Origin of the sequence: Streptomyces sp. NPDC047974 (genome assembly GCF_040653375.1) — a bacterium.
Lineage (GTDB): Bacteria > Actinomycetota > Actinomycetes > Streptomycetales > Streptomycetaceae > Streptomyces.
In genome coordinates this window covers 295,865-319,268 of record NZ_JBEZNU010000001.1, presented here as the reverse complement: position 1 = coordinate 319,268, position 23,404 = coordinate 295,865, and the positions used below count along the sequence as shown (strand labels likewise).

Genomic DNA, 23,404 nt, shown 5'->3' with positions numbered 1-23,404 from the left:
CCAATTCCGGAGAGACGATGTCGTTCACCACCATCAGCACGCCGGACGCCCCGGCCGCCGTCGGCGCCTACAGCCAGGGCCGCCGCATCGGACCCTTCCTCCAGGTCTGCGGCCAGGTGGCCACGGACCCCGCCACGGGCGACGTCCTCGACGCCGACGTCGCCGGTCAGACCCGGCGCGCACTGGAGCAGGTCGGGACGATCCTCGCCGCCGACGGAGCCGGCTGGCAGGACGTGCTGATGGTCCGCGTCCACCTCGCCCGCGACGAGGACTTCGAGGCCATGGACGCCGCCTACCGCGAAGTCGTCTCCGAGCCGTTCCCGCCCCGCACCACCGTCACCGTCGTCCTCGCGCCCGGCGCGCTCGTCGAGGTGGACGCGCTGGCGGTCCGGCCGTGACGGTGGTGCGGGGTCGCGAGGGCACGGCGGAACCCGTGCGGGAGCGGCTCGCCGCCGCCGTCGACGCGGAAAGGGACCGGGTGTGGGGCGACCTGGCCGACCTCGTCGCCATCCCCTCGGTCGCGGACCCCGCCCGGTACCCGCTGGAAGAGTGCCACAGGGCCGCCCGATGGGTCCGCGACGCCTTCGCCGAGCTCGGATTCGACGACGCGCGGCTCGTCGAGACGAGCGACGGCACGCACGCCGTGCTGGGCGAACGCCCCGGCCCGCCCGGCGCGCCGACCGTGCTCCTCTACGCCCACTACGACGTGCAGCCTCCCCTCGACGAGACGGCGTGGACGTCCCCGCCCTTCACCCTCACCGAGCGCGACGGCCGCTGGTACGGGCGCGGGGCCGCGGACTGCAAGGGCAACATCCTCGCCCACCTGACCGCGCTCAGGGCCCTGCGCACGCTGGGCGGTGATCTTCCGGTCCACCTCAAACTCGTCGTCGAAGGCTCCGAGGAGCAAGGCACCGGCGGACTGGAGGACCACCTCCGCCGCCACCCGGAAGAGCTGCGCGCCGACGTGATCCTGGTGTGCGACGCGGGCAACGCGGCCGTGGGGGAGCCGGCGGCCACCGTCAGCCTGCGGGGCGTCACCGACCTGGTCGTCCGCGTCGAGACGCTCGCGTCGGAGCTGCACTCCGGGGCGTTCGGCGGAGCGGCCCCGGACGCGCTGGTCGCCCTCATCCACGTCCTGTCCACCTTGTGGGACGACCGGGGGCAGACCGTGATCGACGGTCTCGACCACGGCGGCACCTGGTCCGGCCGGCCCTACGACACCGAACGGTTCCGACGGGACGCCCAGGTGCTGGACGGCGTCGAACTGCCGGGCCGGGGCACGGTCGGCGACCGGATCTGGGCCCGCCCGGCGCTCACCGTGCTCGGCATCGACAGCCCCCCGGTGGACGGGGCGGCCGCCGCCGTCCAGCCGCGCGCGGCGGCCCGGCTGAGCCTGCGGGTGCCACCGGGAGTCGACCCGCTGCGGGCCCAGGACGCCCTGGCCGCCCACCTGGAACGCGCCGCCCCCTGGGGCGCGCGCCTGAGCGTGGAGCGCGGCCCCGCCGCGATGCCCTTCCTCGCCGCCACCGACGGACCCGCCTTCACCGCGATGGCCGGGGCCATGCGCGACGCGTACGACCGCGACATGTCCCTGCTGGGCCTCGGCGGGTCCATCCCCCTGTGCACCGTCTTCGCCGAGCTCTACCCCGATGCCGAGATCGTCCTGATGGGCGTCGAGGAACCGCAGTGCCTGATCCACGCACCCGACGAGAGCGTCGCCCCCGAGGAGATCGCCGGCGTGGCCCTGACCGAAGCCCTCTTCCTGCACCGCGGAGCGGGCCTCCGGGGCCGGTGAGGCCCCCGGAGGCCCGGATGGGTCAGTAGGAGCAGCCGCTGGTGGGCAGGGAGGCCGGGGCAGGCGGCGTGGTGCCGTCGTAGAGCGCGAGGAGCAGGGGCTGCGGGCAGCGCTTGACACCACCGGTACGGATCTCGAAGTGCAGGTGCGGTCCGGTGGACTGGCCCGTGTTGCCGGACTCGCCGAGGTACTGGCCGGGGGTGACCGTGGTCCCGGCGCCGACGGCCCGCGAGTCCAGGTGGCCGTAGATGTACGTCACGCCGTCGGCGTCGGTGAGGGTGATGCCGTTTCCGAAGCCGCCGTCGACGTGCCCGACGGTGCCGCGGGTGACGGCGTAGACGGGCGTGCCGATGGGGACCTGGATGTCGATCGCCGCGTAGTCGTGGTGCGGGTCGTCCAGTTCACCGCGGGGGACGGCCGACCGGGGGAGGACGTAGGAGTACTGCCGGCCGACGCAGTCGGCGGTCTCCGGCTCGGCGGAGAGCAGGGTCTGCGTCCAGCCGGAGACGTCGACCGGATCGTCGTTGTGGTAGACGATGTCGCCGCCCGAGCCGTCATGGGGGTCGAGGTCCTGGTACCAGTACATGCCTCCCGCGGAGGTGACCCCGTAGTAGAGGCCGCCGCCGGGCGAGACGAGCTTGCCGAAGCCGGACCAGCCGGACGCGACGAGCTGCTTCCCGGTCCAGTTCCCCGCGTCGTCGATCCGGTACTCCAGCAGCCGCCCGTCGGCGGTGTTCGCGAGGAGCCGGTCGTCCCCGGTGGAGGTGAGCGCCTTCAGGACGAAGCCGCTGCCGATCTCACGCCGCTGGCCGATGTGCTGGGACCCGGCCGGCTTGGGCTGCGAGACCAGGTACTGCAGCAGCACGCCGCCGGCGGTGCCGTAGAGGTGTCCATGACCGTCGTAGACGAGCTTGTCATGCGTCCAGCCCGTCCCGATCGGTGTGGGCGGGCTCATCAGGGCGAGGGAGAGGTTGTTGGTCTTGACGTCGATCCGGTAGAGGGTCCCGGAGGCGTCGGTGGCGAGGACGGTGTTGAAGTTCAGCGTCGCCAGCGCCTTGGGCTCGAAACCGAGTTCGGGCCCTATGTGGGTCTTGACGCGGTCGCCGGTGGAGGGGTCGATCAGGGAGTACGTCAGGCGGCCGTCGGCGAGGGCGCCGTAGAGGGACACCGAACCGGAGCAGTCGGCGTCCGCCGCGGCGGCGCGCACGGTGCTCGGGCTCGCGACGGCACGGGGTGCCCCGGCATGGACGGTCGTCGCCGTGGTGGTGGCGAGTCCGAGGGCGACGGCCCCCGTGAGGAGCGCGCGAACGGTCTTGCGGCGTCTGTGGGTCAACGTCGGTCCTCCGTTGGTCCGGAGCCGGCGGCGAGGACGCTCGGTTCTCGGCGTCTGCCGGCAGGTGCGCCGGCACGCGGAGCGGCACCGGCGCCGGCGAGCCTCCCCGACGACGAGGCCGGCCTGCGCGACACGTGATCGATTCGTTACACACCGTGGCGTAGTTGACCGGAGTGCACCCACTTCACGACGTGCCGAAGACTTGACCGATCGCCCACACGCGACTGATGGACCGGTCCCATGGAGCTCCGAACACGGCGGGCGAACCGCACCGCGCGGCTCTCGGACCTCGGGTGTAGGTTCGAAGTGGTTCCCTTCCGGCATGCCTGCTGCCGGAGCCTCTCCCTCTCCCGTGCGATGTGATGATCGAACGGCCTCTGTGACGGAGGGTCCGACATGGCGGACACACTTCCCAACCCGGCGAGCGACAACACGACCCGCTTCGAATCCGCGCCCGACCCGGACGGCACGTTGATCCCGATCCCGTCGCAGGCGCCTCAGGGCAGTCCGATTCGCGACGATGCCCGGATCACGGTCGGTCCACGCCAGGAGCGTGGCTACTACGTACAGATCTACAACGGCCCGCCCGACCCGCCGGGCGACGTCGAAGAGTCCATCACCGAGCTGCTCTCGGAGATCCTCACGGAAACGGGCCAGAAGGCCATCGAGGACGCGCTCCTCGTCGGAGCCCCCGCGGTCCTGGAGTTCCTCGCCTCGGCCGCGGGCGTGCTGGCATCCGTCCTGACCACCTCGCCCTTGCTGAACGAACAGTTCTTCAGGGGTGTGATGGACGACGGAACGGCCGTCACCTACGTGGTGCTGACCCCCAAGGGTTAGCCGCGCTCATTCGAACATCGCGAACAAGTTCCTCGTCAAAGGGGCGAGTTCGACCTGCACGCCCCTCGGCGCGGGGCGGGCCGCCGCCTCCGGGTGCGTGTAATGCGAGGGCGTGAGCACGTAGTCGTGCTGCCGTACCTGAGCGAGGCCCGCCGAGGCGCAGAAACGCGGTACGTCCGCGTACGCCAGTCGCTTCGCCTGCGCCGAGGCGGTACCCCGCCAGGCGTGGTAGGTCTCCGAGATGCTCGTGATGTCCGCCTGGGTCAGGACGCGCTGCGACCGGTCCACCAGGGCGCCCGCCTCGCGGGCGTCCACGAACAGGATCTCGCCGCGCCGTTCGGCCAGTCGCCGCTCCCCCTGCCGACCTTTGTCCTGGGTGAGGACCCACAGGCTCGCCGACGTCTTCGGCGACCCGAACAGCCGACCCGGGAGAGCGATCACGCCCGCGACCAGGTCCGACTCCAACAGATTGGCGCGGACGTTCGAGTCGGAGTCGAGGAACCGGTTCGGAAGCAGGAGGCAGGCGGTTCCCCGCGCGTCGAGGCTCTCGTACGCGTGACGGAGCCAGACGGCGGGGGAGACGTCCTGCGGCGCCGCTGACATCACGAAGTCGGACTTGCGCCGGGGCGACCGCTCGACCTTCGGCGTGGCCCGCCACCGAACGTCCGCCCGGCCCCCGATGCCGTGGACGGCGAGGTTCATCCGGGCCAGGCGCCACGTCCGTTGGTCCGACTCGTGCCCCCGGAAGCGGAGATCGGTGTCGGGGCCCCTGGTGGCGCGTGCGTACATGGTGGCCTCCACGAACATGCCGCCGGCCCCGCACGCCGGGTCGTACAGCAGACCCGCTCCCGGTTCCACGAGCGCCACCATCAGGCGGACCACCGAGCGAGGTGTATGGAACCCGCCGCCAGGAGTGATACTCATCCGCGCGAACTTGTCCAGGAAGTACTCGTAGGCGTCACCGAGCGCCTCCTTGGGCGACCTGCGCGCGTCGCCGAAGCGGATGTCGCCGATCAGCCCGACGAGTTCGGCAAGGCGTCGCTCGTCCATGCCCCCGCGCCGGTAGACGACCGGGAGGGCGTCCGTCAGCGCGCGGTTCGACCTCATCAGCCCCTCCATCGCCTCGTCGAGGAGCAGCGCGAGGCTCCGGCTCCCGGAGCGGCCGACGATCCAGGACCAACGGGCGTACTCGGGCACCCACAGGGCCCCGGCGAGGTCGAACGCGGCGCGCTCCTGGCCGCGTTCGCCTATGAGTTCGTCGGGTACGCCCTCCGCCGCGAGGTGCGCGGCCAGCTCACGCTGGTGCTCGTCGAAGGCCTCCGACACGTACCTGAGGAAGATCAGGCCGAGGACGAACTCCTGGTAGTCGGAGGCGTCGAGGTCGCCGCGCAGGAGGTCGGCCACGCGCCACAGGAAGGCGTCGGCCTTCTCTGCTCCGGCATCGTCGAGCGGTGCCGCCCGGTCGGCGCGGTGGCCGTCCGAAGGGCCCCACAGTTCCAGTGGTTCCATGTCGGCGATTGTCCACGACCGGGCTTTGAGGCGGCCCCGGGGCGCTGTAACGTAACGGCGACGGAGCGTCTCGAGTGAACCGTGGGTGGGGGCAAGGGTGTCGACGATCGGGCTGGCCGCGGCCATCGAGGAGCTGCGGCAGGAGCTGTACCAGGCACAGGACAGCGGCTCCGGTCAGCAGTTCGCCTTCACTGTCGAGGAGGCGGAACTCGAACTGCTCCTCGAACTCCGCAACAACGTGAACGGCGAAGGCAAGCTTGGCTTCGGCGTGGTCTCCGTCGGTGCCGGCGGCGGGCACGAGAACGTGCGCACCCACAGGCTGACGCTGCGGCTCAAGGTCAAGGACCGGGCCGCCGGCGGCGACAGCCCCGACATCAGCGACGACGAAGCCGGGTCGTGGGACGAGGAGTGACGTGGATCCGCGCAGACTGGCGCTGATCCGCAGCGGGACGGACCGCCAGGTCCGGAGCACGGGAACCGGCTACCTGATCGCCCCACAGCTCGTCCTGACTGCTCGTCATGTCCTGGTGGAACACGCCACGGACGCGCTGTGGCCCGTGACATCCGTACGCCTCGGGCATCCGGTCGAGGGTGACACGACCCGTACGTCCGCCAAGCTTCTCTGGGAGCACCCGGAGGGCCTGGATGTCGCCCTCCTGCTCCTGGAGGAGCCGTCGGAGCTGCCCGGCACGGTCCGCTGGGGCAGCCCCACGGGCAAGGCCCCCCTGCCCTACGAAGGGCTCGGCTTCCCCCGGGCCGCCGCCGGAGAGACCCGCGACGTCGAGCACCTGCGGGGCTTCCTGCCGCCCCTCTCCGGCGCCATGAACCGCTACGTCCTCGACCAGGACGCCGCACCGGCCCCCGGCGCCGACGGCAAGAACGCCTGGGGCGGCGCCTCCGGGACCGCGATCTTCTGCGACGACGACCTCCTCGTCGGTATCGTGGTCCAGGAGGCCCTGGCCTACGGGGCCCGGCGGCTGCACGCCCTTCCCGCCCGGTCGTTCCTCGGCGACGCCGCGTTCACGGACCACCTCACCGAGCACACGGGCACGCCCCCCGAGCTCGCCCCCCTCGGCAGGGTTCGGCCGCCCGAGGCGGGACCCCTCGGCGAGCGCGCCCCCGTAGAGGCGGAACTCGTCCCGCTGCTCGTGCAGTTGCTCCCCGACCCGATCGCCCGCGTCGCCCATGCGCGCGAGCTCGCGCGGGAACTCGGGTACGACACGGACGGCTACGCGCCGTCGCTGGCCGACCTCGCCGCGCTCCTCGTGGCCCATCCCCGCGCCCTCGCCTCGCTCGGCGCCTCCCTCGCCCCGCAGGCCGCGGAGGGCTCGTCCTTCCGTGCCCGGCTCACCGCCCTGTTCCTCCAGGCCCGGGTGCTCGGCTGCGGCTTCCTGCTCTCCCTGCACGAGTACGAGGCACTGCTCGACCTGCTGCGCGGCCTGTGCAAGGAGCAGCCCACCCTGCTGTCCCGCGCCGCCCGCGCGGCGCTGCGGTACGGCGTCCTGCCCGAGGCCCTCGCCCGCCCCCACCTCGTGGAGGACGACCTCGACGGGGTGATCGAGGGACTGGAGGCGCTCACCGACAGCAAGGGCGTCCCGGATAGCACGCCACCGGTTCCGGCGTTGCTGCGGGTCGTCGAGTACGTGGCGGCCGCCTCGGACGCCGCCGTCGGAGCCGGACTCCGCGCCTGGTCCACGGCGACCGCCGATCGGCTCGGCATCCACCTCGGTGCCCTCGGCGAACGACGCGCGGACGCCGTGGAGTGGGCGAGCCTACCGGCCTCGCCCGTGTCCCGCGTGGTGATGGAGCTCCGGCAGGACGAGTCCGCGGCGGACGAACGGTACCGGTGCCGGATCGTCCTCGTCCGCATGGACGGCACCCCGAGCGTGATCCACGAGGCGGACTCGACGTCGAAGACCCCGGAGGAGGCGGCGCGCTGCCTGCGCGCGACCGTCGCCGCGGCGAGGAAGGAACCCGGACAGGGGTACCACGTGCCGTGGGTGACCGTCGTCGTGGACCGGGCAGGGCTCCACCTGGCCGTCGACGAATGGGAACCGGGAGCGCCGAACGACTTCGTTCCGGGACAACCCATCGGGGCGGAGTACCGGGTCACCTTGAGCTGCCCCGAGCTGAGCGAGTACGTGACGGACCGAGCGGACGCGCAACAGCACCGCTGGAAGCACGGCGGGTCGGTGGCCCTGGTCACCGACCCGACGTGCGGGAACTCGACGCAGCTGGCGCACCTGCTCCAGAACGACCATCGCGACACCGCCCAGGTCGTCCTGCACGGCCCCGCCGACCAGCGCGCCTCCTGGCTGCTGCTCTGCCTCGCGCTGGGCGTCCCCGTCGTCCTCTGGGACCGCGACGCCGTCACCTACGAGGACGCCGACAAGCTCCACACCCTGCGTCCCTCCGGCCCCCCGGACGAACTCCCCGAACGCGTGCGGAACTTCCGGAGCAGGTCCCATGCCCATCCGGGACCGGCGCGGGCCCGCCCCTCCCTCGTGTGGGAGCCGGACGGCCGGTATCCCGAGCCCGAACCCCTGGAACTGAGGGACCCGTTGAAAGGAACCCAGGCGTCATGACGACCGCGGAGCACGGAGCCGACACGGCCACCGGAGACCTGCCGTCCACCGAGGACGACTGGCGCCTCTTCCGCGGGAACGGGCAGCGCCGGGACGTCCCCTTCCCGGAGGCGCCCCCGTGGCGCCGGTTCGGCCGGGCGGACACCTCCGGGCAGCCGGGGGAGCCGGCGGGCGAGGAGGAGCGGGGACGTACGACTCCGTTCCCGCGGCCGTACCTCATCGGTCCGGCGGAGGCCGACGTCGTCAACGCGGCCCTGCACCTGCGCCGGCCCCTTCTCGTGACCGGGCACCCCGGCACCGGGAAGTCCTCGCTCGCGCACGCCGTCGCCCATGAACTCGCGCTCGGCCGCGTCCTCCAGTGGCCCGTGAACAGCCGTTCCACGCTCCACGACGCCCTCTACCGGTACGACGCCGTCGGCCGGCTGCGCGAGGCCACTCTGCGCCGCGACACCGACGGGCCCGCCCACGGTGCCGAGCCGGACATCGGCCAGTACGTACGCCTCGGCCCGCTCGGCAACGCCCTCGTGCCCCGGGACCGCCCGCGCGTCCTGCTCGTCGACGAGCTCGACAAGGGCGACGTCGACCTGCCGAACGACCTCCTGACCGTCTTCGAGGAGGGCGAGTTCGCCATCCCCGAGCTCACCCGCCTTCCCGAGGACCACGGGCCCGTGTACGTCCAGACCGACGATCCGGACGCGCCCGCCCCGGTGGCGCGCGGACGCGTCCGCTGCCACGAGTTCCCCGTCGTGATCATCACCAGCAACGGCGAGCGCGACTTCCCGCCCGCCTTCCTCCGCCGCTGCGTCCGCCTCGACCTGCCCGAACCGGACGAGGCGCGGCTGCGCGAGATCGTCGCCGCCCACCTGGGCCCCGAGGCCCTCAGCGGCGTCGACGACCTGCTGAGCGAGTTCCTCGGCCGCCGTGTCTCCGGCGAACTCGCCACCGACCAGCTGCTCAACGCGGTCTTCCTCCGCAAGGGCGGCATCGGCCTCGACGCGGGAGCTCTCCTCGATGCCGTGCTCCACCGGCTCGGCGGAGCCGTGTGACGTGATGATCGGGCGCGTGGCCAAGGTCCTGGCCGAGAGCGGGGCCGAGCTCTCCCACGAGGAGCTCCTCGACGCCCTCTGGCTCGCCGGGAAACTGCCGCCTGGCACCACGCCCCTGGCCCGGGCCGTCACGGCCACGGCCGGCCCGGCGCCCTCCGGCACCCCCCGGGACGACGCCCCCGCGGAGCTCCCGGAGCCGCCCGCCGCACCCGCCGGCGGTCCCGGCGAGCGGCCCGCACCGGCGACGGCCGTCCCGCACGCCGCGAGCCCGCTCCTCGCGGCGGCGCGGCCGCGTCCCCCCGAGGACGACCCGCTCGGGGCGGCGGCCGGGACGGACGCCCGCCCCTCCCCGGCCGTCGCCGTCCGCGCCCCCGACAGCCGCCTCATCGAGGCCGGCCAACTCCGGCTCGGCAAGTCGCTGCGGCCATTGCGCCGGCGCCATCCCGACCGCGCCCGCCACGAACTCGACATCGCCGGGACCGTCGCCGCCATCGCGGACAGCGGACTGCCCGAGATCGTCACCCGGCCCGCCAGGACCCGCTGGCTCTCCCTCGCCCTCGTCGTCGACGACGGCGTCTCCATGGTCCTCTGGCACCGGCTCGCCGCCGAGATCCGCACGCTCATGGAACGGGCCGGCGCCTTCCGCGACGTCCGCGTGTACGGGCTCCACACGCGCGCCGGTGGCCCGTACCTCCGCCCCGGTCCGTACCGCGCCGACGGGCGCCCCCGCTCCACCGACACCCTCGTCGACCCCACCGGGCACACCCTCGTCCTCGTCGTGAGCGACGGCGTGGGCGAGGCGTGGCGGGACGGCGGGATGCGCCGTGCGATGGAGCGCTGGGCACGGTGCGGCCCCACCGCCATCGTCCACGCCCTCCCCGCGCACCTGTGGGCGAGTACCGGCATCGGCGCCCAGCGCTGGCAGGTCACCAGCCACCGCCGCGGCGGCCCCACCCGCGCCTGGCACGTCACCGACCCCGACCTGCCGCCGGGCCTCGTCGACTTCGACTCCGTACCCGTACCGGTCCTCGAACCCACTCCCGCCGGCATCGCCGACTGGGCGCGCGTCGTCGCCTCATCCGGGGGTACGGCCCTGCTGCCGCTCTGGAACGGCGGCAGACCCCGCTCCGGCCGGTCCGCCGCCCCCGAGGCCGACACGCACGCGGGTGCGCGGCGGGGCGACGACGCAGAAGCCGTCCTCCGGTTCCGGGACGCGGCGACCCCGGAGGCGTACCGCCTCGCCGCCCACCTCGCGGCCGTCTCGCCCGTCACGCCGCCGGTGATGCGCCTCGTCCAGAGCGCACTGGGGCCGCCCACCGACGCCGGCCACCTCATGGAGGTCTTCCTCGGCGGCCTCATGCACCAGCTCGCCGCCGACGCCCCCGACCTGCTGCCCCACCACCGCCGCTTCGACTTCACGGGCGACGCCCGCCGTGTGCTCCTCGGCGCCGTGCCGCCGCGCGAACTGCTGCGGACGACGGAAGCCGTCACTGCGCGCGTCGAGGCCGCCGTCGGGCGCGCCCCGGTCTTCCCGGCCTGGGTCGGCCACCCCGACGGCACCGCTGTGATCGAGGACACCGGACGCTCCTTCGGCTGGCTGCGCGAGCAGTTGCTCGCCCGTCTCGGCGTGCCGGTCACGGGGGCGTCGCGTACGCCACCGCCGCCGCCCCCGGACGAGCCGCCGGCCGGCTGGGAACCGCTCCGGCCGGCGGACCCGCGGCGGCTCGGGCGGTTCCGGCTCACGGCGCGCAGCGGCCGGGGCTGGGGCCACGTGACGATGTACCTCGGGGAGGACGAGCACGGCACCGGCGCCGTGGTCCGGGTGCCCACCCCGGGCGACGTGGGGGGCCGGACACCCGCCGAGGACCTGGTCACCACGGAAGCCGAGTGCCTGGGCAGGATGCGGGGAAGGCACGCGCCGGAACTCCTCGACGCGCGGGTCCGTCACCCCTCCGAACCCGACTGGGTCGCGATGGCCCGCGTCCAGCGCCGTCCGGGCGACCCCTCCGCGGCGCCCGCGCCGAACCTCCGCGACGTCCTCGACGAGCACGGGGGAGAAGTCCCATCGGAGCGTTTCCTGCGGATCGGACGGGGGCTCGCCGAGGCCGTCGGCCGCGCGCACATGCTCGGCGTCGTCCACGGTGCGCTCGGGCCGAGGTCCGTCCTCGTCACCGACCACGACGACGTCCACCTGGTGAGCTGGATGACCGCCGGAATCGACGGGGCGGTCAGTCCCCACCGCGGCCTGTTCCCCGTCAGGGAGGCGTATCTCGCGGCGGGCGGAGAAGAGCCCTCGCCGACACCGGAGTCGGACGTGTACGCGCTCGGCACGATGCTGTTGTCCCTGCTGACGGGCAGGTGGGGCGATCCCAGAGCCGTCGACGCCCTGCACGGGACCCCGGCCACGACCGGGATCGGCCCCGTGCTCCTCGGAACGCTCTGGAACTGCTTGAACCGCCGTCCTGAACGCAGGCCCATGGCGGCCGAGTTGGCGCGCGCCTTCGCGGACGAGCTTGCGGGTCCGGACGCGAGGACCCCGAGGGGTGAGGCCCTCGCCGCCTTCATCCGGCAGAGCCGGGACCTTGCGCGGGACGAACCGGAGGTGTACGGCCGAGTTCTCGGTCAGGCGCTCAGGATGCGTGCCAACCGGTATGCCGGGAGCCATCGGTCGGCCGAGGCGATCGCCGACCTCTCGGAAGCCGTGAAGGTCTATCGAGAGGTCGCCTCATGGGACCCGGAAACCCACAATCCGGGCTTGGCCATGACCCTCAACAACCTCGCTGTGCAGCTGTGCGAGGCCGGTCGACGGGACGAGAGCTTGGTAGCGGCCTCGGAGGCGGAGTCGCTGTTCCGGCTACTTCAGGACTCGGGCGCGCCAGGGATCGAGCGCGGTCACGCGGTGACTCTGAACAACCTCTCCAATGTGCTCGCCGAACTGGGGCGGCACGAGGAGGCACTCGAGGCGGTCGAGGAGGCCGTCGTGCGTCTTCGCGATCTGCGGGCCACGCACCCCACCACTCCCGGCGACGGCCTGGCCATGAGCCTCGCCAACCTCGGCAACCGCCTCGGCGCACTCGGGCGGCCCGAGGAGGCGCTGTTCGCCGCCGAGGAAGCCGTCCACCTCTACCGCTCCCTGCACGGGGCCCGGGTCGACCACGCCGTGAGCCTCAACAACCTCGCCGTCCGGTTCATCCACCTCGAACGGTACGAGGAGGCCGCCGAAGCGCTCGACGAGAGCGCTCGGGTCGTCGCGCACCACCCCGTCGATCCCTCGCAGGCCCCTCCGGCCTTCCTCCAGCAGTCGGACCGCATCGCGGCCCTGCTCGACACCCTGGTGCGGGACCGGCCCGACTCCCTGTGAGGCAGGACGGGGCGGGATCCGACGGCCTGTGCGGCGGACCCGCCGGGCGGCCGGGAGCCCCGGCGTACATCTCGCTGAGGAGTCGCCGGCGGTCGCGTAGCACTTGAGGATGACCCCGCGCCCGTACGGAGACGGACTTCTCGGCCCAGGGGGAACCCCGGCCCGCCGACGCCGTCTTGGTCCTCGTGTCGACTTGATCGTCGAGTCGACCGAGGAGGGTGTGATGGCAGGTCAGGTGCGTGGGACGAGGCGGGCGAAGGCGTCGGCGCCGGAGTACCAGGGTGCTCTGGAGTCGTTGTCCGTGAACGCCTCGCTGCCCGAGGTGCTGGCCCGGGGCATGGAGGAGCTGCGGACGGCCGAGCGGGCCGGGGACCGGCGGGAGGAGGCACGCTGCGGGCTGGCCGTGGCGGAGGCCTGCCGCAGGCTCGGGCGCGTCGAGGAGGCCGACCGGGCGTGGAAGGCGAGCTACCGGGCGGCGCGTTCGACCGGTGACGAGGGGGCCATGGCGTGGGCGCTGTGGAGCGGAGGCACGCTGGCCCGACAGCGCGGTGCGTTCAGGCTGGCGTACCGGTTGCTGAGGCTGGCGGCCGAGGCGGGCGAGCGGGGCGGTGACGTCGTCGCGCGCGGCTACTCGCTGGCGGGGCTCGCCGAGACCGGGCGCATCCAGGGCGACTACGCGGCGGTGAGGAGGCTGCACGAGCAGCTGCTCGCCGAGGCCCGCCGCCGCGGCGAGGCCCGGCACACCGTGTGGGCGCTGGAGGGCATCGCGCAGATGCACCGCAACACCGGCGCGTACGACGAGGCCCTGGCCCTGTTCGAGGAGGCGGCCGACACGGCGTCCAAGGCCGAGGACCGGCGAGGCTGGGCGTGGGCGCTGCGCGGCATCGCGGACGTGGTGTCCGTACGCGACGCCGATGTGGAGCGCGCCCTGTCGCTGCTGTCCCAGGCCGAGGAGGCCTGCCGGGAGATGCGGCTGTCCAGCGCGCTCGCCTACAACCACAAGATGCGCGGCAACGTGCTGTACCGGGCGGGCAGCTACGAGCAGGCCCGCGAGATGTACGCGCTGGCCCTTGAGGAGTTCCACGAGATGGACGAGCCCCGCGGGACGGCGCTGTCGCGACTGGGCCTGGTCAAGGCCTCCGCCCACCTCGGCCGCGAGGCCGCGCGGACGGCCGCGGATCTGGCCGAACTCCGCTCGACGCTGGACCGCATCGGGCTGCGGCATGCCCGGGACATGGTGGACAAGGCAGCCGCCGAACTGGGGGTCGGTCCGCTGCCGGACCACGGCCGCCCCGGGCGGGGCCCCGAGGGGCCCGTGCTGCCGGCGGTCGGGACCGACGCGCTTCAGGCCGTCGATGCGGAGGCCCTGCGGTGAGCGCCGTCCCGACGCCGCTTTCGCCCCTGTGCCCGCCGGGCGCCACGGCCGTGGCCACGGTGCGTCGCTCGCGTGACGACGACGCCGATCACGAGGCGGCGCCGGCCCGTGTCCTGGAGCGCTGCCGTGCACTCGTCCGGCCCGCGCTGGTGGAGGCGGTGCGCAGCCTCCATCCGTGGACCGGTGAGATGGCGGCGTACGCGCTGGGCTGGTCCGACACGGCAGGTACACCGGATTCCGGCAGGTCCGAGGGCAAGGGGGTGCGCCAGGCGCTCGCCGTGCTCGGGGCCGAGGCGGTCGGGGCGGACGGCGCGGAGGCCGTCCCCGGCGCCGTGGCGGTCGAACTCGTGCACACCTTCTCGCTCCTCCACGACGACATCATGGACGGCGACGCCCTGCGCCGGCAGCGGCCCGCGGTGTGGAAGGCGTACGGGACCGGCCCGGCCGTCCTCACCGGCGACGCGCTTCTCGCCCAGGCGGTGACCACCCTCGCCGAGGCCCCGGGCCGGCACGCGGCGGCCGCGGTCCGCTGCCTCTGCCGGACACTGAACGCGCTGGTGTCCGGCCAGGCACAGGACCTGCGCTTCGAACACCGTCCGTGGTACGGCCCCGGCGCGGTGGGACCGGAGCAGTACCGGTCGATGGCCGAAGGCAAGACGGGCGCCCTGCTGGGCTGCGCCGTCGCGCTCGGCGCGGTCCTCGGCGGCGCCCCCGACCGGACCGTGGCCACGCTCGAACGCGCGGGCCGCCATCTCGGCCTCGCCTTCCAGGCGGTGGACGACATCCTCGGCATCTGGGGCGACCCGGCCGTGACCGGCAAACCCGTCCACTCGGACCTGCGCAGGGGCAAGAAGACCTACCCGATGATCGCCGCACTGGCCGCCGGAGGCAGGGCTTCGCACGAGCTGGCGGCGCTGCTCGACCCTCCCCGGCCGCTCGACCACGAGGCCGCCGCACGGGTCGCGGCACTCGTGGAGGAGCTGGGCGGGCGGACCGCGACCCGCGACGAAGCGCGCCGGCACCTGGACACCGCGGGCCGCGCGCTGCGCGACGCACCCCTCACGCACACCGCCGCACAGCAACTGGACAGACTGTTCACGTACGTGCTCGACCGGACCAGTTGACCACCGCCCTCGCGGTGCCGTCCGGGGAGGCGCGCCGGAGGTTCGACGAAGTCGCCCTCAGGTAACGGGAGTTGGAAACGGAGGCGGGCCCGAGCGTAGGGCGGCACCGACTTCCGAATCAATACTGGAAGAAGTTGTTTATTTGCTCTACGTTGCACCCGTGTTTCGACATCCCACCCGCCCGCTGGTCAGTGCGCCCGCCGAGACCGCGGTACTCGCCCTGCTCCTCGCGGAGGGACCCCTCAGCCGAGTGGAACTGGCGCGGCGGACCGGGCTCTCCTCCACGGCCGTCACCAAGGCGGCCAGACCCCTCATCGACGACGGCTACCTGTACGAACTCCCGCCGGAGCGCACCGCACCCGGTGCCGGCCGGCCGGTCAACCCGCTCGCGGTCGCCCCCGACCGGGAGTTCTTCATCGGCCTGAAGATCAGCTCCGACCAGGTCTTCGGCGCGGTGTGCGATCTGAGGGCAGGGATCCGGGCCACGGCCGCCCGGCCGCTCGACGTGTGCACGCCCGAGGCGGTCGCCCCGAAGGCCGCCGAGCTGGTCGACGAACTGCTCGACGCCGGACCCGCGTTCCGGGACCGCACGCGTCACCTGGGTGTCGCCGTGAACGGCGACGTGGACCGCGACAGCGGCCGGCTCCGTCGCTCCGGGCTCCTCGGCTGGCGTGACGTCCCGCTCGCGGAACTGCTCGGCGCCGCCACCGGCCTGACGGTCACCGTCGAGAACGACGTCAGGGCTCTCACCGTCGCCGAGCACTGGTTCGGCGAAGGCATCGGCACCGGCTACTTCGCGCTGGTCACCATCGGCTCGGGCATCGGCTCCGCCCTCGTCGTCAACGGGCACCTGCTCCGCGGGGCCTACGGCGTCGCCGGCGAGGTCGGGCACATCCGCGTCGACCCGAACGGACCGCGCTGCCGCTGTGGTGCGCGCGGCTGCGTCGAGGCGATCGCCTCGACCGACGTGATCCTCGCGACGGTCCGCGAGGCCGCCGGGAACCCCCGCCTCACCTTCCGCGAGGTCGTCGGCATGGCCCGGGAGGGCCACCCCGGAGCCCGCGAGGCCTTCGCCCGCGCCGGACAGGCCATCGGCGTCGGCATCTCCACCCTGGTGAACCTCGTCGGACCGGAGCGTGTCGTCGTCAGCGGCGAAGGAGTCGACGCCTACGACCTGTTCAGCCGCCACATCCAGGAGGCGTACGCCGCACACGCCTTCGGGGCGGCGTCCCGGTGCCCGCTGTCGCTCCGCCCGCTGCCCTGGGAGGAGTGGGCCCGGGGCGGAGCCGCCGTGGCCATCCAGGCGCTCTTCCCCCAGCCCGCCGCCACCACCACCACGATCGGCGCCGGCTGAGGATTCCCGCAGCCGTCGCGTACCACTCCTGGCCGTCGCCTTCCACGGCCGGCGAACGCGCACGAAGGCGCCGACCGGGGAGCACCCCCGCCCCGCCGCACCCGCCGCACCACCGCACCTCCTGCACCACCGCACCTCCTGCACCTCCCGCACCACGCACAGGCAGGTACACGTCCCCCATCCGCAAGGAGTCCCCCGTGACACCTCGCACCACCGTGCTCCGGCACGCGACAGCGGCCCTCGCCATGGCGTCCGCGCTCCTCCTCGGCACCCTCGCCCCCACCGCCGCCACCGCGGCGGAGCCAGAGGCCGTGCCGTCCCGGGTCCTCACCGGCGCGCAGCTCGCCGCCTCGTGGACCGCGCCCCTGTCCACCCGGGGCCGGTACGTCGTCGACGCGAACGGCGACCGGTTCAAACTCGAGTCCGGCAACTGGGCCGGCGCCCAGGGCACCTGGGAGGGCAGCGGCGACGTCGACGATGTGACGAACCATCAAGCCGACCAGATGTCCCACAACATCCCCCTCGGCCTGGACCGGAAGCCGATGGCCCAGATCCTGGGCGACTTCCACGCCATGGGCCTGAACAGCATCCGCCTGCCGTTCGCCAACGCCCTGGTGCACGACACGACCCCGGTCCCCGACGCGGCCGTCACGGCCAACCCGCAGCTCAAGGGCAAGACCCCGCTCCAGGTCCTCGACGCCGTGGTCGAGGCCCTCACCGCCGACGGGTTCGCCGTCATCCTCAACAACCACACCACCAGCTACCGCTTCTGCTGCGGTCTGGACGGCAACGAGCGCTGGAACAGCGGCCAGTCGACCCAGCAGTGGATCGACGACTGGGTGTTCCTGGCGAAGCGCTACCAGAACAACAAGCGCGTCGTCGGAGCCGACCTGCGCAACGAGGTCCGCCGCGACACCTGGAACGACCCCAACTGGGGCTGGGGCAACGACCACGACCTGAACAAGGCCCTGGAAGAAGCCGGGAACAAGATCCTCCAGGCCGTCCCCGACCTGCTGATCGTGATGGAGGGGATCAACTGGCAGGGCATCCCCACCGACCTGACCCCCCACGGCCGTCCCACGCTCACCCCGGTCGCGACCCTCTCCAACACGCTGATCCACTCCGACAAGCTCGTGTACGCCGCGCACTTCTACGGCTACACCGGCCCCCACCACACCGGGGCCACCGGCATGGGCGAGACCACCGACCCGCGCTACGAGGACCTCACCCCGGCGCAGCTCGCCCAGGTCGTCGACGACCAGGCCCTGTTCGTCACCCGGTCCGGCCAGCACTTCACCGCACCCGTCTGGATCAGCGAGTTCGGCGCCGGCGGCCGCGGCGACCTCGACGCCAAGGAGCGCGCCTGGTTCACCCACTTCACCGACATCATGGTGAGGAACGACACCGACTTCGCCATCTGGCCCCTGGTCGGCTGGACCGACGCGAACGGCAGGCCGCAGGACAGCTGGGCCATGGTCACCTACGCCACCGACGGCACCCGGCTCGGTGTCATGGACTCCGGCGACTGGCGGACCACCGACTGGAACAAGCTGGTCGACGCCCCCGGCAAGACCGGCCAGGTCGCGCGGACCCCGCGCTGGAACATGCTCAACCTGGACCACGCCGACTACAACGTCTCCGCCACGATGCTGGCGAAGCCGGACTGGTCGCCCGGCAACCGCAAGGGCAACTGCCCCGACACCCAGCGCCTGGTCGGCCTCGGCCGCGGCGACAGCCGAGGCCTGTGCACCGACGCCGGCCGGCCGGCGAAGGCCAGCGGCGCCTGGACCGTCGTCACCGACGAGCGGTACGTGACGAACGGCGACTGGGCGTCCGGCTACAACAAGCTGGAGTGCCCCAGGAACACGTTCGCCGTCGGGTACAGCGTGCACCGCAACGCGATGGCCGCGCTCCTCTGCGCCCCCGCGACGGCCTCCCTGCCCACCACCGACCGCGTGCTCTGGTTCGACCACGGTGACAACCGGCCCGCCACCGGCGGATCGAACGCCAGCGACTGGGCACCCGGCTCCTACAAGGGCCAGTGCGCCGACGACGAGTACCTCGCCGGCGTCGCCTACACCTGGAAGTGGACCCACGGCGGCGTCCCCGACGCCCTGCTCTGCCGCCCCCTCGCCTGACCTGCTCCTGCGCACCCCCACGCATGTCCTGGAGCAACCCCGGCATGCCTCGACCGGAGATCGCCGCGAGGACGGCGTCGAGCTGCGAAGCGGCGATCCCCGACGGTGGCCGGCTACGGCCCGGTGCCAGGCGGCGGCACCCGCTCCTGGGAGCGGGGACGCCGTGCGAGCCAGCGGGTCACACGTGCCCATCGGAATCGAGTGCGCCGGCCAGTGTGGCGAGCACGAGCGAAGCGGGCAGGGTGGTGCCGAGCAACCTGCCGTCCCCGACCGGTCCCCGCAGGCGCGCGTAGTCCCGGGCCTCGGTGGTGTCGGTGAACAGCATCACCGCCAGGACGAGCTCTATGGCCCGCTGGAAGGTGCGTGTCCATGCCGAGCGGCACGACCGGGTGATTTCGGCCGCTCAGGACGATGCCGGCCGCGGCGAGGGTGATCGAAGCGGAGGGAGCCCGGAACGGGCCCCCGCTGACGACTCCGAGCGCCCCGCCGAGCACCCCCGGCGTCATGCCGTCCGAACCCGGTCCCGCACCTCCGGACGCACCTCGAACCCCGCCGCCTTGTACGTGGCGACGGCGCCGACGTTGGTGCTCGGCGTGCACACACGTACGCTCGACGAGCCCATCTCCCGTAGCGCGGCCGCTCCGGCCAGGGTGATCGCCCGGCCGTAGCCGCGACCGCGGTGGTCCTCGTGGACGCCCATCGGCTCGACCAGCCCCGGCTTGCCCGGGCCGGCCGACCACACCGTCACCACCGCCGCCGCCCTGCCCTGGTCGTCGTAGGCGCCCAGGCAGCGGGCGTCGGCGTAGAACGGCCCCGCCGACATCGCCCGCCAGTATGCGGGTGTGGGCCGCGAGGTGTCGAACGCCGACCGCAGGACGTCGGCGAAGTCCTGCGCCTGCTCCGGGCCGATCGAGCTGATCCGCACCCCGGGGACCTCCACCGGCTCGGTGAGGTCGCGGAAGAGCGGCGTCCACGGCTCGTCGACGCCCCAGCCCTCCTCGCTCAGCAGCTCGTGGAGCCGCAGGCCCAGCGGCGCCTCGACGGACACCGCTCCTTCCGGCAGCACGCCGCGCTCAGGCAGCGAGAGGTCCTCGACGAGCCGCCGCGCCAAGTCCGCGTCCTGGAAGGCGTCCGGAGCGACCGTCATCCGCACCAGCGTCGGCGAGTCGAGCATCCCGACCGCGAGGATCCGCCCGTCCCGACTCCAGATCCGGACCACCGCGGTCGTCTCGGCCGTTCCGAACCGGTGGTTCCAGCCGAGGTCCCCGGAGTGCAACTGCATGGGCGCCTCGTCGTCCTGCCACTCCCGCAGCGCGGCCATGGCCTCGCCGACCCCGTCGACCGTCGGCGTATTCAGCGCAATCGTCATAGCCGGGATCAGACACGCCGTCCCGAGAGGCCCGCAACCGGTTAACCGGGCCGGCCCCCGACGTGAACGGCCCTTTCGGCCGTACGTGACTCGGATGCCGCACGTTCGTCGGCGTTTCATATGTACCTTTTCTGGCACTCTGCTGCTTCATGTGCCAAATACGGCACCGGAACGTCCCCCAGGGGGTACACGTGAACGCGGTGAAGCGGAGCCGGACCACGAGGGCCGCGGCGGGGGTCTCGGCCGCGGTGCTCCTGTTGCTGACGGGGTGCGACGTGCCGGGGGTCTACCGGCCCGCCCGCCCCGCGAGCGGCGGTCCGTTCACCTTCTACGTGAGTCCGGACGGCGACGACGGGAACGACGGCATGTCGCCGGAGAAGCCCTGGCGGACCCTCGACCACGCGAACACCGCGAACTTCCGGCCGGGTGACAGGCTTCGGCTCAAGGGCGGCGAACGGTTCCGAGGCACCATCACCCTGGAGGAGGGCGAGGCGGGCAGCGCCGCGCGGCCCGTGGTGATCGAGGCGTACGGCACGGGCCGGGCCACCATCGAGCCCCGCGGCACATCCGGCATCACGGTGCACGACACCGCGGGCGTGGAGATCAGGAACATCGCGCTGGTCGGCGACCGCAAGGCGCTGCGCGAAGGAGTCGGGATCGCCCTCCGCGCCACCCGCCCCGGGGCACGGAGGCTCGCCCATGTGAGGATCGCGAACGTGGAGGCGCGGGGCTTCCAGAACGGCATCAGCGTCGGCACGGAGGACGACGCCGTCACGGGCTACAGCGACGTGCGCGTCAGCGATGTCTCCGTGCACCACAACCTGGAGGCCGGGCTCGTCTTCTACGGGCCGGAGTTCGAGGAGGACCGCCCGGCCTACGCGCACTCCGGGCTGCGGATCGAGCGGGTCACGGCGTACTCCAACACCGGCGACCCGGACAGCGACGGGCGCAACACCGGCAGCGGCATCGCCCTGGGCAGTGTCCGGGACGCGAAGGTGTCGCGCTCGGTGGCCCACGACAACGGCGCACGCTCCGCGACCGACGCCCAAGAGGGCCCCGAGGGCATCTGGGTGTACGACTCGACCGGCGTGGTCCTGGAGAACAACCGCTCCTACCGGAACCGGACCGGCTCTCGCGTGGACGGCGGGGGTTTCGGCCTCGACAACAACGTGTCCCACTCGGTCGTGCAGTACAACCTCGCCTACGGCAACGACGGGCCGGGGTTCCTCGTCTACTCCGGACGGGCGACCGGGGCTCACCGGAACAACGTCGTCCGTTTCAACATGAGCTGGGACGACGCGCGGAAGCTTCCCGAGTACGGCGGCATCGTCGCCTACGGCTCCCGCATGAAGGACCTGGACATCTACAACAACACGGTGGTGATGCGCACGCGGGGCCTCGCCTCCGCGAAGGCGGCGGGAGCCCGGCCCCCGGCGCTGCGGCTGCGCGACGGCATGAAGGGCGTGAGCGTCCACGACAACATCTTCGCCACGGACGGCGGGCCCCTGATCGAGGCAGAGTCGCCGTACCTCCCCGGCACGCACCGGCTGCAGGGCAACGTCTACCACAGCACGGGCCCCTGGTCGCTGGGCTGGGGCAGTCGGCGCTTCACCGCGCTCGCCGAATGGCGCACCGCCTCCCGCCAGGAGCTCCTCGACGGCGAGCCCACCGGCACCGGCGACGACCCCTGCCTGCGCGCCATGACCGTGGCCGTCACCGACCCGGCCGGGGCCGAGAACCTCGTGCCACGCTGCCAGGACGAGGCGTCCACGAGCATGGGGCCGCAGGCCTCGGGCGTCGACGTGGGCCCCGTCGACTACTTCGGCAACCAGGTCCCGGACGCCCCGCGACCCGGCGCCGCGCAGTCGCGCCCCGCCCGCTGAGCCGGACACCGACGCTGCGGGGAGCCGGGAAAACCCGGCTCCCCGCGCTCTCCCGAGGGCGTTCCGGCGGTACAGGGCACGGGCGTTGTCGACACTCGCGGAGACGACTCGCGGAGACGACCCGCGGAGACGACTCGCGGAGACCAGCCGCGGTCACCGGCGCTGCCCCGCTGGACGGACCCCGCGCATCAGCCGTGTCGACACCCCCTGCGGGTCACCGGTTCCAGGGCCTGCCGGTCGGCAGCGCCGGGGACAGGGCGGTGGCGCAGTCGGCCTTGGCGGCAGGCGAGACGATCGTGGCCCGCAGCTGCTCCGTGGCCGGGGCGGTGGCCCGCCGGTCCGAGCCCGAGGGGCGGCCGAGCGCCTTGACGGTCCAGCCGGCGGCCCGCCACTCCTTGTGCGGGAGCGCGTTGCGCGCGTCGACGAGGATCGGCTCGCGGACCACCCGGGCCAGCTTCACCGGGTCCACTTCGCGGTACTGCCCCCACTCGGTGAGGTGCAGCACCAGTTCCGCTCCCTGGCAGGCCGTCAGGAGGTCGGCCTCGCAGCGCAGCTCCGGGTGGGCCCGGCGCGCGTTCTCGGTGCCTTCCGGGTCGTGTACGCGGACGTCGGCGCCCTCCCGGTGCAGGGCCGATGCCACCGCCAGCGCCGGGGAGTCGCGCACGTCGTCGCTGTTCGGCTTGAACGTGGCGCCCAGGACGGTCACCCGGCGGCCGCCGAGGTCGCCTCCGGCCAGCTGACGGGCGAGGGCGACGGTCCGCGTCCGCTGCCGCTGGTTGATCTCGTCGACCTGGTCGAGGAAGGCCACCGCGGGGCCGACGCCGAGCTCCTGGGCGCGGGTGGTGAAGGCCCGGATGTCCTTGGGCAGGCAGCCGCCGCCGAAGCCGAGGCCGGCGTTGAGGAAGCGCCGGCCGATCCGGGTGTCGTGGCCGAGAGCGTCGGCGAGGGTGACGACGTCCGCTTGCGCGGCGTCGCAGACCTCGGCCATCGCGTTGATGAAGGAGATCTTGGTGGCGAGGAAGGCGTTGGCCGCGGACTTCACCAGTTCGGCCGTGTTCGGGTCGGTGGCGATGTACGGGACGCCCGCGTCGAGCATCGGGGCGTACAGTCGGCGCAGCGTCCGGTCCGCCTCCCGGCCGAGGGTGCCGGCGACGATGCGGTCCGGTCGCAAGGTGTCCTCGACGGCGAAGCCCTCACGCAGGAACTCGGGGTTCCACGCCACCTCGGCCCGCACGCCCGCCGGGACGAGCCCCGCGATGCGCTCGGTCAGGCGCGCGGTGGTGCCCACCGGCACGGTCGACTTGCCGACCACCAGGCACGAGGCGGGCAGGTGGGGCACGAGCCCGTCGATGACGGCGTCGACGTAGCGCAGGTCGGCCGCGCGGGAGTCGGCCCGCTGGGGCGTGCCCACGCAGATGAAGTGGACCTCGCCGTGTGCCGCGGCCTCGCGCAGGCTGGTGCCGAAGCGCAGGCGTCCGGAGGCCAGGGCCCGGGTGAGGACTTCGTCGAAGCCCGGTTCGTAGAAGGGGGGCCGGCCCTCCGCGAGGGCCGCGATCTTGTCGGGGTCGACGTCGACGCCGAGGACGTCGTGTCCGATGTCGGCCATGCACGCGGCGTGCACAGCGCCGAGGTAGCCCGTTCCGATGACGGTCAACCGCATGCGGTGTTCTCCTGTCTGTACGCGAAGGCGGGGGT

The 23,404-nt window shown here is 73.2% G+C and carries 17 protein-coding genes; 12 read left to right on the top strand and 5 right to left on the bottom strand.

The window, feature by feature from the left end; genetic code table 11:
* Positions 1-17: 17 nt before the first annotated feature.
* Together AB0E19_RS01395 and AB0E19_RS01390 are read left to right on the top strand one after the other, a co-directional pair.
* On the top strand, positions 18-398 hold the full coding sequence (locus AB0E19_RS01395; protein WP_362171296.1) for a Rid family hydrolase: 381 nt from the start codon (positions 18-20) through the stop codon (positions 396-398).
* A gap of 35 nt (positions 399-433) precedes the next feature.
* Positions 434-1,795 carry a dipeptidase gene (locus AB0E19_RS01390; RefSeq protein ID WP_362172298.1) on the top strand — a complete coding sequence of 454 codons (1,362 nt, stop codon included), beginning with the start codon at positions 434-436 and terminating at the stop codon, positions 1,793-1,795.
* A gap of 22 nt (positions 1,796-1,817) precedes the next feature.
* On the opposite strand, the gene AB0E19_RS01385 is transcribed toward AB0E19_RS01390, so the two are convergent.
* Complete coding sequence (locus AB0E19_RS01385; protein WP_362171293.1) at positions 1,818-3,128, bottom strand: peptidoglycan DD-metalloendopeptidase family protein; 1,311 nt, start codon at positions 3,126-3,128, stop codon at positions 1,818-1,820.
* A gap of 396 nt (positions 3,129-3,524) precedes the next feature.
* Here AB0E19_RS01385 and AB0E19_RS01380 point away from each other — a divergent pair, with 396 nt between their 5' ends.
* The gene (locus AB0E19_RS01380; RefSeq protein ID WP_362171289.1) at positions 3,525-3,965 is read left to right on the top strand and encodes a hypothetical protein; all 441 of its coding nucleotides are present in this window, start codon (positions 3,525-3,527) and stop codon (positions 3,963-3,965) included.
* Positions 3,966-3,971: 6 nt separating this feature from the next.
* Here AB0E19_RS01380 and AB0E19_RS01375 read toward each other — a convergent pair whose 3' ends face one another.
* Positions 3,972-5,474 carry a class I SAM-dependent DNA methyltransferase gene (locus AB0E19_RS01375; RefSeq protein WP_362171286.1) on the bottom strand — a complete coding sequence of 501 codons (1,503 nt, stop codon included), beginning with the start codon at positions 5,472-5,474 and terminating at the stop codon, positions 3,972-3,974.
* 97 nt (positions 5,475-5,571) lie between these two features.
* Here AB0E19_RS01375 and AB0E19_RS01370 point away from each other — a divergent pair, with 97 nt between their 5' ends.
* The 8 genes from AB0E19_RS01370 to AB0E19_RS01335 all read left to right on the top strand — a co-directional run bounded on the left by AB0E19_RS01370 (position 5,572) and on the right by AB0E19_RS01335 (position 18,457).
* Positions 5,572-5,886 (top strand): trypco2 family protein, encoded by a 315-nt coding sequence (locus AB0E19_RS01370; RefSeq protein WP_362171283.1) that lies wholly within the window; start codon positions 5,572-5,574, stop codon positions 5,884-5,886.
* A 1-nt stretch (position 5,887) separates the two neighbouring features.
* Positions 5,888-8,059, top strand: coding sequence for a trypsin-like peptidase domain-containing protein (locus AB0E19_RS01365; RefSeq protein WP_362171280.1), 2,172 nt, complete (start codon positions 5,888-5,890; stop codon positions 8,057-8,059).
* Entirely contained in the window at positions 8,056-9,105 is a 1,050-nt protein-coding gene (locus tag AB0E19_RS01360) for a MoxR family ATPase (RefSeq protein ID WP_362171277.1), read from the top strand. The genes AB0E19_RS01365 and AB0E19_RS01360 overlap by 4 nt, the downstream gene beginning before the upstream one ends.
* 16 nt (positions 9,106-9,121) lie before the next feature.
* Positions 9,122-12,466: an SAV_2336 N-terminal domain-related protein gene (locus AB0E19_RS01355; protein ID WP_362171274.1), complete on the top strand. Its 3,345-nt coding sequence runs from the start codon at positions 9,122-9,124 to the stop codon at positions 12,464-12,466.
* A gap of 223 nt (positions 12,467-12,689) precedes the next feature.
* Positions 12,690-13,841: a tetratricopeptide repeat protein gene (locus AB0E19_RS01350; protein ID WP_362171271.1), complete on the top strand. Its 1,152-nt coding sequence runs from the start codon at positions 12,690-12,692 to the stop codon at positions 13,839-13,841.
* Positions 13,842-13,900: 59 nt separating this feature from the next.
* Positions 13,901-14,965, top strand: coding sequence for a polyprenyl synthetase family protein (locus AB0E19_RS01345; RefSeq protein WP_362172295.1), 1,065 nt, complete (start codon positions 13,901-13,903; stop codon positions 14,963-14,965).
* A gap of 160 nt (positions 14,966-15,125) precedes the next feature.
* Positions 15,126-16,319 carry an ROK family transcriptional regulator gene (locus AB0E19_RS01340; protein ID WP_362171268.1) on the top strand — a complete coding sequence of 398 codons (1,194 nt, stop codon included), beginning with the start codon at positions 15,126-15,128 and terminating at the stop codon, positions 16,317-16,319.
* A 197-nt stretch (positions 16,320-16,516) separates the two neighbouring features.
* The gene (locus tag AB0E19_RS01335) at positions 16,517-18,457 is read left to right on the top strand and encodes a cellulase family glycosylhydrolase (RefSeq protein ID WP_362171265.1); all 1,941 of its coding nucleotides are present in this window, start codon (positions 16,517-16,519) and stop codon (positions 18,455-18,457) included.
* A 178-nt stretch (positions 18,458-18,635) separates the two neighbouring features.
* On the opposite strand, the gene AB0E19_RS01330 is transcribed toward AB0E19_RS01335, so the two are convergent.
* Together AB0E19_RS01330 and AB0E19_RS01325 are read right to left on the bottom strand one after the other, a co-directional pair.
* On the bottom strand, positions 18,636-18,782 hold the full coding sequence (locus tag AB0E19_RS01330) for a hypothetical protein (RefSeq protein ID WP_362171262.1): 147 nt from the start codon (positions 18,780-18,782) through the stop codon (positions 18,636-18,638).
* A 177-nt stretch (positions 18,783-18,959) separates the two neighbouring features.
* Positions 18,960-19,826, bottom strand: coding sequence for a GNAT family N-acetyltransferase (locus tag AB0E19_RS01325; RefSeq protein ID WP_362171259.1), 867 nt, complete (start codon positions 19,824-19,826; stop codon positions 18,960-18,962).
* 191 nt (positions 19,827-20,017) lie between these two features.
* On the opposite strand from AB0E19_RS01325, the gene AB0E19_RS01320 reads away from it, so the two are divergent.
* A complete protein-coding gene (locus tag AB0E19_RS01320) occupies positions 20,018-21,709 on the top strand; it encodes a right-handed parallel beta-helix repeat-containing protein (protein WP_362171256.1) in 1,692 nt (563 codons plus the stop codon).
* A 214-nt stretch (positions 21,710-21,923) separates the two neighbouring features.
* Here AB0E19_RS01320 and AB0E19_RS01315 read toward each other — a convergent pair whose 3' ends face one another.
* On the bottom strand, positions 21,924-23,369 hold the full coding sequence (locus AB0E19_RS01315; protein WP_362171253.1) for a UDP-glucose/GDP-mannose dehydrogenase family protein: 1,446 nt from the start codon (positions 23,367-23,369) through the stop codon (positions 21,924-21,926).
* Positions 23,370-23,404: the final 35 nt, after the last annotated feature.

What these genes read in the sequence shown, in the direction of transcription:
- AB0E19_RS01395 (WP_362171296.1), top strand. Translation starts at nt 18, where the DNA reads ATGTCGTTCACCACCATCAGCACGCCGGACGCCCCGGCCGCCGTCGGC.
- AB0E19_RS01380 (WP_362171289.1), top strand. Translation starts at nt 3,525, where the DNA reads ATGGCGGACACACTTCCCAACCCGGCGAGCGACAACACGACCCGCTTC.
- AB0E19_RS01375 (WP_362171286.1), bottom strand. Translation starts at nt 5,474, where the DNA reads ATGGAACCACTGGAACTGTGGGGCCCTTCGGACGGCCACCGCGCCGAC.
- AB0E19_RS01360 (WP_362171277.1), top strand. Translation starts at nt 8,056, where the DNA reads ATGACGACCGCGGAGCACGGAGCCGACACGGCCACCGGAGACCTGCCG.
- AB0E19_RS01350 (WP_362171271.1), top strand. Translation starts at nt 12,690, where the DNA reads ATGGCAGGTCAGGTGCGTGGGACGAGGCGGGCGAAGGCGTCGGCGCCG.
- AB0E19_RS01330 (WP_362171262.1), bottom strand. Translation starts at nt 18,782, where the DNA reads ATGCTGTTCACCGACACCACCGAGGCCCGGGACTACGCGCGCCTGCGG.
- AB0E19_RS01325 (WP_362171259.1), bottom strand. Translation starts at nt 19,826, where the DNA reads ATGACGATTGCGCTGAATACGCCGACGGTCGACGGGGTCGGCGAGGCC.
- AB0E19_RS01315 (WP_362171253.1), bottom strand. Translation starts at nt 23,369, where the DNA reads ATGCGGTTGACCGTCATCGGAACGGGCTACCTCGGCGCTGTGCACGCC.